This is a genomic window from Collinsella aerofaciens ATCC 25986 (genome assembly GCF_964259375.1).
Classification (GTDB): Bacteria; Actinomycetota; Coriobacteriia; order Coriobacteriales; family Coriobacteriaceae; genus Collinsella; species Collinsella aerofaciens_BO.
In genome coordinates this window covers 16,010-28,686 of the sequence record NZ_CAXVJM010000001.1, presented here as the reverse complement: position 1 = coordinate 28,686, position 12,677 = coordinate 16,010, and the positions used below count along the sequence as shown (strand labels likewise).

17 protein-coding genes and 1 pseudogene are annotated in these 12,677 nt (G+C 59.1%); 1 reads left to right on the top strand and 17 read right to left on the bottom strand.

From position 1 onward, the window contains the following. The first annotated feature begins 13 nt into the window (after positions 1–13). Positions 14–673, top strand: a complete 660-nt coding sequence (locus tag ACEXKH_RS00175; RefSeq protein ID WP_373572644.1) for an RluA family pseudouridine synthase — start codon at positions 14–16, stop codon at positions 671–673. Positions 674–1,051: 378 nt separating this feature from the next. Here ACEXKH_RS00175 and ACEXKH_RS00170 read toward each other — a convergent pair whose 3' ends face one another. From ACEXKH_RS00170 to ACEXKH_RS00090, 17 genes and pseudogenes are all read right to left on the bottom strand, one after another. Continuing rightward, positions 1,052–1,798 (bottom strand): DeoR/GlpR family DNA-binding transcription regulator, encoded by a 747-nt coding sequence (locus ACEXKH_RS00170; protein ID WP_373572643.1) that lies wholly within the window; start codon positions 1,796–1,798, stop codon positions 1,052–1,054. A 3-nt stretch (positions 1,799–1,801) separates the two neighbouring features. Then, entirely contained in the window at positions 1,802–2,881 is a 1,080-nt protein-coding gene (locus ACEXKH_RS00165; RefSeq protein ID WP_373572642.1) for a Gfo/Idh/MocA family protein, read from the bottom strand. A 341-nt stretch (positions 2,882–3,222) separates the two neighbouring features. After that, a complete protein-coding gene (gene rplX / locus ACEXKH_RS00160) occupies positions 3,223–3,528 on the bottom strand; it encodes a 50S ribosomal protein L24 (protein WP_006235043.1) in 306 nt (101 codons plus the stop codon). A gap of 13 nt (positions 3,529–3,541) precedes the next feature. After that, a complete protein-coding gene (gene rplN / locus ACEXKH_RS00155; protein WP_006235041.1) occupies positions 3,542–3,910 on the bottom strand; it encodes a 50S ribosomal protein L14 in 369 nt (122 codons plus the stop codon). Between the two features lie 118 nt (positions 3,911–4,028). Continuing rightward, complete coding sequence (gene rpsQ / locus ACEXKH_RS00150; protein ID WP_006235040.1) at positions 4,029–4,289, bottom strand: 30S ribosomal protein S17; 261 nt, start codon at positions 4,287–4,289, stop codon at positions 4,029–4,031. 16 nt (positions 4,290–4,305) lie between these two features. Beyond that, the gene (gene rpmC / locus ACEXKH_RS00145; protein ID WP_006235039.1) at positions 4,306–4,521 is read right to left on the bottom strand and encodes a 50S ribosomal protein L29; all 216 of its coding nucleotides are present in this window, start codon (positions 4,519–4,521) and stop codon (positions 4,306–4,308) included. 86 nt (positions 4,522–4,607) lie between these two features. Continuing rightward, positions 4,608–5,024: pseudogene (gene rplP, locus ACEXKH_RS00140) on the bottom strand (50S ribosomal protein L16); the annotation flags it as partial. Continuing rightward, on the bottom strand, positions 5,024–5,734 hold the full coding sequence (gene rpsC / locus ACEXKH_RS00135) for a 30S ribosomal protein S3 (protein ID WP_006235037.1): 711 nt from the start codon (positions 5,732–5,734) through the stop codon (positions 5,024–5,026). The pseudogene rplP and the gene rpsC, both read right to left, overlap by 1 nt. A 6-nt stretch (positions 5,735–5,740) precedes the next feature. Beyond that, positions 5,741–6,112, bottom strand: coding sequence for a 50S ribosomal protein L22 (gene rplV, locus ACEXKH_RS00130; RefSeq protein ID WP_006235036.1), 372 nt, complete (start codon positions 6,110–6,112; stop codon positions 5,741–5,743). Positions 6,113–6,126: 14 nt separating this feature from the next. Next, complete coding sequence (gene rpsS, locus ACEXKH_RS00125) at positions 6,127–6,387, bottom strand: 30S ribosomal protein S19 (RefSeq protein ID WP_006235035.1); 261 nt, start codon at positions 6,385–6,387, stop codon at positions 6,127–6,129. Positions 6,388–6,419: 32 nt separating this feature from the next. Further along, a complete protein-coding gene (gene rplB, locus ACEXKH_RS00120; protein WP_117583062.1) occupies positions 6,420–7,250 on the bottom strand; it encodes a 50S ribosomal protein L2 in 831 nt (276 codons plus the stop codon). A 179-nt stretch (positions 7,251–7,429) separates the two neighbouring features. Further along, a complete protein-coding gene (gene rplW, locus ACEXKH_RS00115) occupies positions 7,430–7,717 on the bottom strand; it encodes a 50S ribosomal protein L23 (RefSeq protein ID WP_006235033.1) in 288 nt (95 codons plus the stop codon). Continuing rightward, complete coding sequence (gene rplD, locus ACEXKH_RS00110) at positions 7,718–8,344, bottom strand: 50S ribosomal protein L4 (protein WP_373572641.1); 627 nt, start codon at positions 8,342–8,344, stop codon at positions 7,718–7,720. Between the two features lie 46 nt (positions 8,345–8,390). Beyond that, a complete protein-coding gene (gene rplC, locus ACEXKH_RS00105; protein ID WP_035137484.1) occupies positions 8,391–9,011 on the bottom strand; it encodes a 50S ribosomal protein L3 in 621 nt (206 codons plus the stop codon). 458 nt (positions 9,012–9,469) lie between these two features. Beyond that, complete coding sequence (locus ACEXKH_RS00100) at positions 9,470–10,096, bottom strand: histidine phosphatase family protein (protein WP_373572640.1); 627 nt, start codon at positions 10,094–10,096, stop codon at positions 9,470–9,472. A gap of 39 nt (positions 10,097–10,135) precedes the next feature. After that, positions 10,136–11,290, bottom strand: coding sequence for a cation diffusion facilitator family transporter (locus ACEXKH_RS00095; protein ID WP_373572639.1), 1,155 nt, complete (start codon positions 11,288–11,290; stop codon positions 10,136–10,138). A 149-nt stretch (positions 11,291–11,439) separates the two neighbouring features. After that, complete coding sequence (locus ACEXKH_RS00090) at positions 11,440–12,654, bottom strand: PTS transporter subunit EIIC (protein WP_373572638.1); 1,215 nt, start codon at positions 12,652–12,654, stop codon at positions 11,440–11,442. Between the last annotated feature and the right edge of the window lie 23 nt (positions 12,655–12,677).

Sequence of the window (12,677 nt, the reverse complement as noted above, 5' to 3'; positions counted from 1 at the left end):
GAAAGGCTTACACGTGAACGAAGAACCTCAAGTCCTCTACTGCGACGCCTGGCTTATGGCCATCGATAAGCCCGCCGGCATGATCGTCCACGGTGACGGCACCGGCGAGCGTACACTTACCGACTACGCCAGCGACCTGCTGCTGGCCATGGGCGACGGTTTTGCCGCGACTGACATGCAGCCGCTCAACCGCCTGGACCGCAACACCACCGGCGTGGTGCTGTTCTCGCTCGACAAGCAGACGCAGCCTGCTTTTGATCAGATGGTCATCGATCACGCCTTCGAAAAGCACTATCTGGCGCTTGCCGAGGGCAAAATCGACTGGAACGAAAAGCTCATCGACAAGCCCATCGCCCGCGACCGCCACGACAGTCGCAAGATGCGCGTCGGTGCCAGCGGCAAGCCGTCTCAGACGCGCGTAAAGGTGCTCAAGCGCCTTAAGAGCCGTCGTGGCCTGCCCACACGCTCGTATATCGATGTCGAGCTGCTCACCGGCCGCAAACACCAAATCCGTGTGCACCTGGCGAGCGAGCGTCATCCCCTGGTAGGCGACGAGCTCTATGGCACGCCGCGCCCCTGCGGCCTCATGCTCCATGCCCACAGCGTGTCCTTTACGCATCCCGTAACCGGCGAGCACATCTACATCGAAGCCCCCTGCCCCTGGGAACCCTAAACCACCACAATGGGGACAGGCACCTTTGTGGTGGTTTTGCCCCAATGGCTCAGCCGCGGTCCCAAAACGTCTCGATCTGTAACAGTTAGAACCCATTTTCCGGTCTATCTGTTACAGATCGAGACATTCGAATCCCCCTTAAGGGAAAATCTCAATCTGTAACAATAACTCGGCAAAATCGGTCCCAGATGTTACAGATTGAGACAAAGGGACGGCGCGGTTCGGAAGTATCTCAATCTGTAGCACCTAGCCCACTTTTAACGGTCTAGTTGTTACAGACTTAGACAAAACCGGTAGACAACAAAAGCGGCATCGCCCATCGAGGGTGTTGCCGCTTTTCTATTGAGGAACCTAAATGGTTTTGACCTTGCCCTGTCGCTAGACCGTGATGACGTTGTCCATCGACTGGTACTTGGCTGGCACCTCGCCCGCGGTAATAATCGTTGCGTCGCGGAAGTCCGCGAACTTGACGGGCGCCACCATGCCGAATTTACTGGCGTCCGAGATTACGAAGCGTTTGGCGGTATGGCGCATCGAGATACGCTTTACTTGCGCCTCCTCGATATCGGGCGCCGTGAAGCCCTGCTCGGCGGCAATGCCGTTAGAACCCCAAAAGCCGCAGTTGAAGTTGTAATGGTCCAGGGTTGCCAAGGCATCGGGGCCAACGAGCGCCTCGGTCTCGGGCTTGAGCTCGCCGCCCAGCACCACGGTGCGCATGCCGCGCAGAGCGAGATGCTGAGCATGGAGCACGGAGTCGGTCACATAGGTGACGCCCTCAAGGCGCGGAAGATGCTCGATGAGCCTAAGCGTCGTCGAACCTGAATCGATGTACACAAAGCTCTCGGGCTCCACAAGCGCCGCCGCACGGGCGCAGATGCGCTCCTTGTCATCATTATGGAGATCGCTGCGCTCGTTGATCGTCAGGTCGCGCGTCACGTGCGCGCGCTCCAGACTTGTCGCACCTCCGTGCACCTTGGCGATACGGTGTGCTCGGTCGAGCGTCTGCAGGTCGCGCCGAATAGTAGACGCCGTCACGCCCAGGGCCTCAGCAAGCTCCGGCACGGTAACCGAGCCAGCCTGCTGCACCATTGACACGATCGCGTTGAGCCTATCTTCCGCAAGCATCGCTTACTCCTCCTCGGGGTACACGACTCCCCAATCGGCGCGGAGCTTGGTCATCAGCTCCATAACATCGGAAGCATAGCCCAGAAGCTCGCGCTTCGAATCATCGCCGGCAACGGCCTTCTCCAGGTCGGCCATCTCGTAGCACAGTGCGTAGGCCTCGGTTCCGGCGTGGACCTCCTCACGGTGACCGTCTGCAGTCCACACGATGGTCGCATGGTCAGCACGCGGATATTCGTTGACCTCGATATAACACTTGTCGAAGCTGATAACCGAGCGCTTGGGCTGCTTGGAGTGGAGCGTAAGACTCACGACGCCCAGCTGCTGCTCGGCGTTACGGCAGACAATGCCACCTGCGACGTCAACGCCAGTCTCGCAGGTATTGCCCAGCGAAACGACCTCAGCGGGCTGGCTTGCCATAAAGAGGCGCATGACGGACAGGGCATACACGCCAATATCGAGCATGGCGCCGCCGGCAAGGCTGCGGTTGTAGAAGCGGTTGGTCAGGTCGCCGCACTCCTTATAGCTGCCAAAGTTGAGCTGGGCGAGGTTCATGCGGCCAAAGTCGCCCGCATCCATGCGACGGCGCAGCTCCTGATACAGCGGCATGTGGAGCACCGTGGTAGCATCCATAAGGACCACGTTGTGCTCGTCGGCGATGGTACGGGCCTCGTCGAGCTCGGCAGAGTTGAGGGTAATGGCCTTCTCGCAGAGCACGTGCTTGCCGGCGGCCAGCGCGGCACGCAGATAGGTGATATGCGTGTTGTGCGGCGTGGTGATATAGACGGCGTCGATATCCGGATCGGCATAGAGGTCCTCAACCGTTTCATAGACCTTCTCGATGCCATACTGCTCAGCAAAAGCCTGGGCCTTGGACAGCGTGCGGTTGGCGACGCCCGCAAGCTTGCGGCCGGCCAGCGCGAGGGACTGGGCCATTTGGTTGGCAATAACGCCGCAACCGATCACAGCCCAACGGAGCTCGGGAGCCGTAAAGATGTCGTTAGGGAACGGCTTGTCCTGGACCGAAGCAAATGCTGCTTTGGCGGCTGCCGCGGCGTCGAGTGGAGCCTGCTTGGAATCTGCCATTATGTGTCTCCTGTGTCATAGAACGTCTTGCATTTCTGACAGCTCTATATTCGCACAAACACGCACGTCTGTGCGCGTTTTTGCGTATCTCACCGCTAAACGGTCATTATTACCCCGTAAACGGCGCATATATACGCATAGCTGCGTAATTAAACGCAATCTAACGCGCATAAACGCGCACACAAGCAATTTATACAGCACAACCCGCTCATTTATGCTTACCCAGTTAGGGTACTCATTTAAGTCTGTCCCCAATGAGTATCCCTAATGAGTAGGGATAGAAAAAGGCCCGGGTGCCGTGGCATCCGGGCCTTTGCTAGCAACTTGATGTTGCGGGCAGCTTAGAACTTGTGGCCGCACTTCTTGCAGACGCGCAGCTTGTTCTTGCCGTCCTTCTCGTGACCGACGCGGGTAACCTTACCGCACTCGGGGCAAACGAGATTGACGTTGGAGGCATCGATGGGGGCCTCCTGCGAAACGATGCCGCCCTGCTGGTTGGCAGCGTTGGGCTTGACGGCCTTCTTGACGACCGAAACGCCCTCGACAACGACCTTGTTCTCGGCGGGGAGAGCACGCAGGACAACGCCCTGCTTGCCGCGATCCTTACCAGAGAGAACCTGGACCTTATCGCCCTTCTTGATATACATATATCTCCCCTAACTACAGGGTCTCGGGAGCGAGCGAGACGATCTTCATGTACTTCTTGTCACGAAGCTCGCGAGCGACGGGCCCGAAGATACGGGTGCCGACGGGCGAACCATCGTTGTTGATGACAACGCAGGCGTTCTCATCAAAGCGAATGTAGGAGCCATCCTTGCGGCGGATCTCCTTAACGGTGCGAACGACGACGCAACGGACAACGTCCTTCTTCTTGACGTTGGCGCCAGGGGTAGCCTCCTGGACAGCACCGATGAACACATCGCCGATGCCTGCATAACGACGCTTGGAACCGCCAAGCACCTTGATGCAGCGAATCTTGCGAGCGCCGGAGTTGTCGGCGACGTTCAGCATGGTTTGCATCTGAATCATGGTAGATGTTCCTCCGAACTAAGAACCGAAGAGAGGTGCGCAGCCTTTATACGGCCCGTGGTATGCAAGCCAGGCATACGCACATCTTCGGAAACGTACAAGTCGTAAGAGCGACTGCTTATTTAGCGCGCTCGACGACCTCGATGAGGCGCCAACGCTTCATCTTGGACATAGGACGGGTCTCCATAACGCGGACGGTATCGCCCACGCCAGCCGTGCACTCCTCGTCGTGAGCGTGCAGCTTCTTGGAGCTGGTCATCATCTTGCCGTACTTGGGGTGACGCTTGCGCTCGGTGATGGTGACAACAATGGTCTTGGCACCGGAGACGGAGGTAACGACACCCGTACGGACCTTACGCGAGTTACGCGAATCAGTCATGTTCTCTCCTTAGGTCCTACTCGGCGACAGCGGACTTCTCCGCTGCGATCTCGCGGGCGCGCTGCTCCGTGAGGACGCGAGCGATGTCCTTCTTCACGGTGTTGACGCGAGCGGTGTTGTCCAGCTGGCTGGTGGCCATCTGGAAACGAAGGTTAAAGAGCTCGGCGCGCATTTCCTTCAGCTTCTCAACGAGCTGAGCGTCCGAGAGCTCACGAATCTCTGCGGGCTTCATTAGTTCTCCTCCTTGGCGGCGGCGGCGTCCTCAGCAGCCCACTTGGCCTCGAGAGCGGCCTCCTCAGCCATCTCCTTCTCGATGCGCTGCTCAGCGTTCTTGGCAGCAACAATCTTGGTCTTGATGGGGAGCTTGTGCTGCGCAAGACGCAGAGCCTCGCGAGCGACCTCCTCGGGAACACCCTTGACCTCGAACATGATGCGGCCGGGCTTGACGACGGCCACCCACTCCTCGGGGTTACCCTTACCAGAACCCATGCGAGTCTCGGCAGGCTTCTTGGTGATGGGCTTATCGGGGAAGATCGTGATGTAGACACGACCGCCACGCTTCATGTAGCGGGTCATGGCAATACGAGCGGCCTCGATCTGACGGTTGGTGATCCAATGGGCCTCGAGAGCCTGGATACCAAACTCGCCGAAATGCAGCTCGGTATTACCCTTGGCCTGGCCCTTCATGGAGCCACGCTGCACCTTGCGGTGAAGAATACGCTTAGGGGCAAGCACTACTGACCCCTCCTCTCGGAGTTACGACGACGAGGACGGGAAGAGCCCTCGAGTGCAGGGTTGGGAACAGGCTGGCCCGGGAGCTTCTCGCCCAGGTAAATCCAGACCTTCACGCCGCAAGCGCCCATGGTGGTGCTGGCGACAGCCGTGCCGTAGTCGATCTTAGCACGGAGGGTGTGCAGAGGCACGCGACCCTCGCGGTACCACTCACGACGGCCCATCTCGGCACCGCCGAGACGACCGGAGCACTGGATACGGATGCCCTTAGCGCCGGCCTTGCGGGCGGACTGGACAGCCTTGCGCATAGCGCGACGGAAGGCAACGCGGCCCTCGAGCTGCTCGGCGATAGACTGAGCAACGAGGTTGGCGTCGAGCTCGGGGCGCTTGATCTCGACAACGTCGACGGAGAGCTGGCCCTTGGAGACGCCAGCGACCTTCTCGAGCTCGGTGCGGAGGGTATCGATCTCGGCACCCTTCTTACCGATGACAACGCCGGGGCGAGCGGTGAGGATAATGACCTTCACCTTGTCGCCAGCGCGCTCGATCTCGACGCGGGAGACAGCTGCGCGGGAAAGACGCTTCTCGAGGTACTTGCGGATCTCGAGATCGTTACCGAGGGTCTTAGCGTAATCCTTCTCTGCGAACCAGCGGGAGCGCCAGTTCTCGGTGATGCCAAGACGGAAGCCGGTGGGGTAGACTTTCTGACCCATACAGCTTTACGCCTCCTTTCGAGGAGCAACGACGACGGTGATGTGGGAAGTACGCTTCAGAATGCGAGAAGCGGAACCCTTGGCGCGGGGACGGATGCGCTTAAGCGTCGGACCCTCGTCAACATAGGCAGCGGCGACAACCAGGTTGTCGGCACGCAGACCGTTGTTGTTCTCGGCGTTCGCAACGGCGGAACGGAGAACCTTCTCGACATCCACGGCGACGGCGCGGTCGCAGAAGTGGAGGATGTCGAAGGCCTGAGCGACAGGCTTGCGGCGGATCAGATCGACCACCAGGCGGGCCTTGCTGGGGGAAACACGCACGTACTTAGCGACGGCGCGAACCTCGGTGGCCTCAGTTTCAATAGACTTAGTTGCCATTTACGGTTAACCCCCTATTTGGCCTTGTGGCCACGGAACGTACGAGTCGGCGCGAACTCGCCGAGCTTGTGACCAACCATGGACTCGGTAACATACACGGGCACATGCTTGCGGCCGTCGTGGACGGCGATGGTGTGACCAACCATCTCGGGGAAGATGGTGGACGCGCGGGACCAGGTCTTCACGACGTCCTTCTTGCCAGCCTCGTTCATCGCGGTGATACGCGAGAGAAGGCGAGTCTCCACGAACGGGCCCTTTTTGAGACTTCTGCTCATAAGTGCTTTCTCCTAAAACTCGGTATCCGAAATTACTTCTTACGGCGACGAATGATGTGCTGGTTCGAGACCTTCTTCTTCTTGCGCGTACGAAGGCCCTTCGTCGGCTTACCCCAGGGGGTAACAGAGGGACGACCAGAGGTGTGGTTCTTGCCCTCGCCACCGCCGTGCGGGTGGTCGACAGGGTTCATGACGGTACCGCGGACGGTCGGGCGCACGTTCATGTGACGCTTACGGCCGGCCTTGCCGATGACGATGTTGGCGTGATCGGCGTTGCCGACCTCACCGACGGTGGCGCGGCAGGTAACGAGGATGCGGCGCATCTCGGAGGAAGGCATACGGACGATGGCGTACTTGCCCTCCTTACCCATCAGCTGGCAGGAGTTACCGGCGGAACGGGCGATAGCAGCGCCCTTGCCCGGCTGGAACTCGACGGCGTGGATGAGCGTACCGACGGGGATGTCGGCGAGGGGCAGAGCGTTGCCCGGCTTGATGTCGGCGTCAGAACCGGACATGACGGTCTGACCGACCTCGAGGCCCTTGGGGGCCAGGATGTAGCGCTTCTCACCGTCAGCGTAGTGCAGCAGAGCGATGCGAGCGGAACGGTTCGGATCGTACTCGATCGTGGCAACCTTGGCGGGCACGCCGTCCTTGTTGCGCTTGAAGTCGATCACGCGGTAACGACGCTTCACGCCGCCGCCCTGGTGGCGGGTGGTGATGCGGCCGTTGTTGTTACGACCGGCCTTCTTGGGCAGGGGCTCGAGAAGAGACTTCTCGGGCTTGGTGCAGGTGATCTCGGAGAAGTCGGAGATCGTCTGCCAACGCCTACCAGCGGAGGTCGGCTTAAGGTGCTTTACAGCCATTACAATCCCTTTCAATAGGAATCCGTTAGCCATCGCAGACAGGGATTCGAGGTTCTGCCTCGGGTGCGATGACACCGGACGTATACACGGTTCCGGGCGTGTCCATTTTATACGCCCAAAACCTTGAGCTCTCGCCTCCCCTATTTGGGAGGCATGAGCTCACTCAACAGCAGCGAGTCTTAGGCCTGGTTGCCAAAGACCTCGATGGTGTCGCCCTCGGCCAGCGTGACGATGGCCTTCTTCCAAGAACGGGTCTTGCCGGCGACATAGCGCACGCGCTTGGTCTTGGGCTTGACCGTCAGGGTGTTCACGCGAACGACCTTGACGCCGAAGATCTCCTCGACGGCATCCTTGATCTGATACTTGTTAGCATCCTTGGCGACCTCGAACGTGTACTTGTTCTGCTCCATACCGGAGAAGGAACGCTCGGACACGATCGGACGGATGATGATCTCGTGGGCGGTCATTTAAGCAAGCACCTCCCCGAAGTGAGCGGCGATGTCGGCGGGCATCAGCACAGCGTTGTTGTTGACGAGATCGTAGGTGTTGGCCTCGTCGGCGGTGATGATGAACGTCTTGGGAATGTTGCGGAACGACAGGTAGGCGTTGACGTCCTCATCGCGAACGATGATGGTCAGACGCTTGCCCTCAAGGCCGAGAGCCTTGAGCATGGCAACGGCAGCCTTGGTGGAAGGCTTCTCGAAGCCGTAGTCGTCGACGAGCACGAGCTCGCCCTCGGCCAGCTTGGCGGACAGCGCGGAGCGCATAGCCAGCTTGACCTCCTTGTTGTTCATACGCTTAGCGTAAGAACGGGGCTTGGGGGCGAAGACAACGCCACCGTGACGCCACTGGGCAGCACGGATGGAACCCTGGCGGGCACGGCCGGTGCCCTTCTGACGCCAAGGCTTCTTGCCGCCACCGGAAACCTCAGAGCGGCCCTTAGCGGACTGGGTGCCCTGACGCCAAGAGGCCATCTGGCACTTGACGATGTGGTGCATAACGTGGATGTTCGGCTCGATGCCGTACACCTCAGCGGCGAGCTCGGCCTCGGCGACCTTCTTGCCCTCGCTGTTCTTTACTTCAAACTTTGCCATTTAAGTGTTCTCCTTGGTATGACGCTGGGCTAAATGGGCTGGGCCCTTAGGCCATACGGATGGCGACGAGACCATTCTTGGCACCCGGGACAGCGCCCTTGACCAAGATGAGGTTCTGCTCGGCATCGATGCGGACAACGGAAAGGTTCTTGACGGTAACGCGCTCGTTACCCATGTGACCGGCCATCTTGACGCCCTTGAGGACGCGCGCAGGATAGGCGCACTGACCGATAGAACCGGGGTGACGCTGGAAGTGAGAACCATGCGTCATAGGACCGCGGCGCTGACCCCAGCGCTTGATGCGACCCTGGAAGCCCTTACCCTTGGAGGTACCGATGACGTCGACCTTCTCGACATCAGCGAAATCAGCGACGGTGACGACCTCGCCGACCTTGTGCTCCTCGCCGTTCTCGACGCGGACCTCACGAAGGAAGCGGACAGGCTCGACGCCGGCCTTGGCGAAGTGACCAGCCATGGGCTTGTTCACGTTCTTGGCCTTGATGTCGCCGAAACCGATCTGGACGGCGTCATAGCCGTCGGTTGCCTGAGTTTTAACCTGCGAGACAGCGCAGGGGCCAGCCTGGATGACCGTGACGGGAACGACGTTGTCGTCCTCGTCCCAAACCTGGGTCATGCCAATCTTGCGGCCGAGAATCATGCTGATCAAGATATGATCCCAACTCTCGCGTGGTCTTGGGACAATGCGTACACCACCGAGCGTACGCCCCTAGAGGACCACTACTTACACGACGTGCTCCCCAACCTTGTATTGCGTCCGGACTACCTGACAACCCTATTAAGCAGGCATTTTGTCCAGCCAGAATACTCCCCTGGTTACACACAGCTGTTTAGTATACACGGCTGCGGGCGTATCCATCGAGATTCATATTTCACTCACATTGTTTACGCAGGTAAAGTGCGTGGCACGTCTCCCGAGCTTTGGCGGAGGGGCGGGGCCGAGAGTAGTTAAGGTTGCTGCTCTACAGTCCTGCTCACGACGGAGAGCACATTAAGTGCTCTCCTGTTCGTGCGGAACTCGCGACAACCTTAACTACTCTCGGCCCCGCCCCTCCGCCAAAGCTCGGGAGACGACACGTTGATGTCTGCTTAACTCTGCTCGCTCAGCTAATTACTTTGTTGAGGGTCCACTATTTGCTGGAGGGTGAACTTGCATTGCATTGGCTCGCCCTCTGCTTGTAGTTTTTCCTCGTCAAAATCGAAGATCATGATGGCGCAGTTGGGGAGTTTTGTTGGGAGCTCGAAGCCCTCTGGAGCTGCAGCCTTGATGAATTGGCGGCTGGCGCTGCCGTGGCTTACTGCTAGGAGGGTTTCGATGCCCTCGGCGCCCATGAGATTGGAGAGGGCGCCTACCATGCGTTCTTGCAGCGCGCGGCTTCCTTCTCCTCCGAAGGGGACCAGGTCCTCGCCCGGATCCCAGACATCGGTGGGCAGGGCGTCGTGGGGGCCTTCTTCGAAGGTGCCGTAGCAGCGCTCGATAATGCCTTCGCAGGGCTCGACTGCTGCGTCCGGGCCGAGGAGCTCGCATGCGACGAGCTGAGCTGTGTCCATGGCTCGGCCTAAGGGTGATGAGGCCACTTTGTCGGGAACGACGTTGTGGGCTTTGAGCCATGCGGCTGCCATCCCGGCTTGCTGACGGCCCAAATCGGTGAGCGGTGAATCGCAGCGACCCTGGACGAGCTTTTTGACATTGAATTCCGTCTGGCCGTGGCGGAGTAGGTATAGGCGCTTCATGCTCTCCCCTTCTGCATCAGTTGCTTTGCCGGCACAGCTCTACTCGTGGGTATGGCCGACATAGTCCTCGTCGATCGTAATCTTTGCGACCGACTTGGGATATTCCGATTCGACACGTTTCGCCAACGCGTGCTTTAAGTCTTCGGCACTCATCTGCAAATCCGAGGGGCGCACGCAGTCGAAAATCACATTGGTGTGCGTAGGACCCGGCACGCAGCGCAGGTCATGAATCGAGAGGCGGCTATCGATCTCCTGGGCCATGACGTGAATGCGCAAGCGCATGCTCGCCACCTTTGGATCGTCGGTCACGATGGGGTCGTAGTGAAGCGTGACGATCATGCCGTCCTCGTCCCTAAACGACTGCTCGATGTTATCGAGCGTGTCGTGACTTTCCATCGGGCTGGCCTCGGCTGCCATCTCAGCGTGAGCGCTTGCGAACTTCCTGCCCGGGCCGTAGTCGTGAACCATCAGATCGTGAACGCCCAAAACGCCGGGATAGCTCATGATCTTGTCTCGAATGTGCTTGACCAGCTTAGGATCGGGCGACTGACCCAAAAGCGGGCTCACCGTATCCTGGATGAGTTCAAAGCCGCTCCAGCCAATATAGGCGCCAACGGCAAGGCCGACCCATGCGTCAAGATTGATGTGCGTCACCTGCGAAACAATTGCGCACGCTAACACGGCGCCCGTGGCTAGGACATCGTTCTTGGAATCCTGCGCGGTCGCATGCAGCGTATCGGACTCAATACGGTCACCGAGCTTTTGGTTGAGGGCCGCCATCCAGAGCTTTACGACCATCGAAAGCACTAGAACTGCCACCAGGGCAAGCGAGAACTCGACAGGTTCGGGGTGGATGATGCGCTCAACCGAGGACTTCACCAGTTCGAGGCCGATCAGCAGCACGAGCGCCGCCACGACCAGACCCGAGAGATACTCGTAGCGGCCATGTCCGTAAGGATGCTCGGGGTCGGCCGGCTTGCTCGCCAGCTTAAAGCCCAGCACGCTCACGATATTCGAGCTGGCATCGGACAGGTTGTTCATGGCATCCGCCACGATCGAAACCGATCCCGACAGCACGCCAATTGCGCCCTTCGCAGCGCATAGTGCCACATTGGCGAGAATACACACCACGCCCGTCAACGTGCCCACGCGCGCACGGTCGCCCTGCGCACGACGAACAATCCACTCGACCATCTACATCCGCCCCCACGGTACTACCTATATATCTATTGCTCAAACGGATTGTAGTGTAGCCACTTTGTCCTCCAGATACAAAAAGGCCGCAACCCACACGGGCCACGGCCTTGGAATATGACAAAGAAATCGTCCTTTGTCGCACAGGCTTATGCGTCCGCCTCGACAACGCTCGTCATCGTTTCGGGCGAATCGGCTTCGTCTTCTGCCGCCTGCACCTTCGTCGACACCACGCCAAAGCAGTAGCTCAGCGCCGCAGACACCGCAAATGCCACACCGCCGGCAGCACAGCACCAGAGCAGGTTCGAAATACCGCCCGTGGCAAAGCCAATGACCATGAGGACATTCGTCATGCCGATGGTATAGGCCGTAACGTGGCCCACGGCAGCAACAAGTCCTCCGACGGCGCCGCCAATGGCCATGCACGTCAAGCACCTGCCATATTTAAAGCCGCAACCGTACAGCGCCGGCTCGCTTACGCCGCCAAGCACGCCCGAGATCGAATAGCCCAGCATGAGCGCCTTCTCGTCCTTATCCGCAACGCGGAGCGACGCGCCAAAGGGCATGCCCCAAACGGCGAACGTTGCCATCGTCGCGGCGATCAGGATGCACGAATCCGTTCCTACACTCATAAACTGCGCGTACGCAAGCGATAGGACAACGTTGCTGACGCCCGCAATCTTAAGAAACTCCCAGCCCGCGGCAAGCCCCATGAGCGTGAGCAGCGACACGATGCCACCGGAATTGCCAAGCATAAACATAAGCTGGCCCAACAGCATGCCCAGATAGCTGCCCGCCGGCGCCGTGATACACAGCGAAACCGGAACCATGACAAGCATGGTCGCAAACGGAACGAACGAAAACGCCACGGCCTTAGGGATAACGCGTCGAAAGAAACACTCCACTCGCCATAGCACGGGCACCGAGATGAGAACCGGAATAACAGTCGTCGTGTAATCATTGACCGGCGCGGGAAGCAGACCATACACGGAAGTCATCGATGCCCCCGTCGTCGATACGGCATCGACAAGCTTGAGCAGATCGGGCGCAATCAATACGCCGCCCAGCATCATGCCCAGCTGCTCCGAGCAACCGAGCTGGCGGGCGGCCGCCCAACCAAGATAAATGGGCAAGAAGTAGTAGCCGGCGTTATAGAGCCAACTGTAGAACAGGCGATAGATTTCGGAATCGACAGACCACAGGCCCAGCATGCCTTCGCCCATAATGACGGCGACGGTGCGAAACAACGCCGCGCAGACAATAAAGGGCAGCGCCGACATCATGCTTTTGGACAGATAATCGACCACAGCCATGGCGTTTGATGAAACGGTCGTTGTAAATGAGGTGTTAGAAACTTGTGGCATGGAACACCTTTCCCAATGTGACA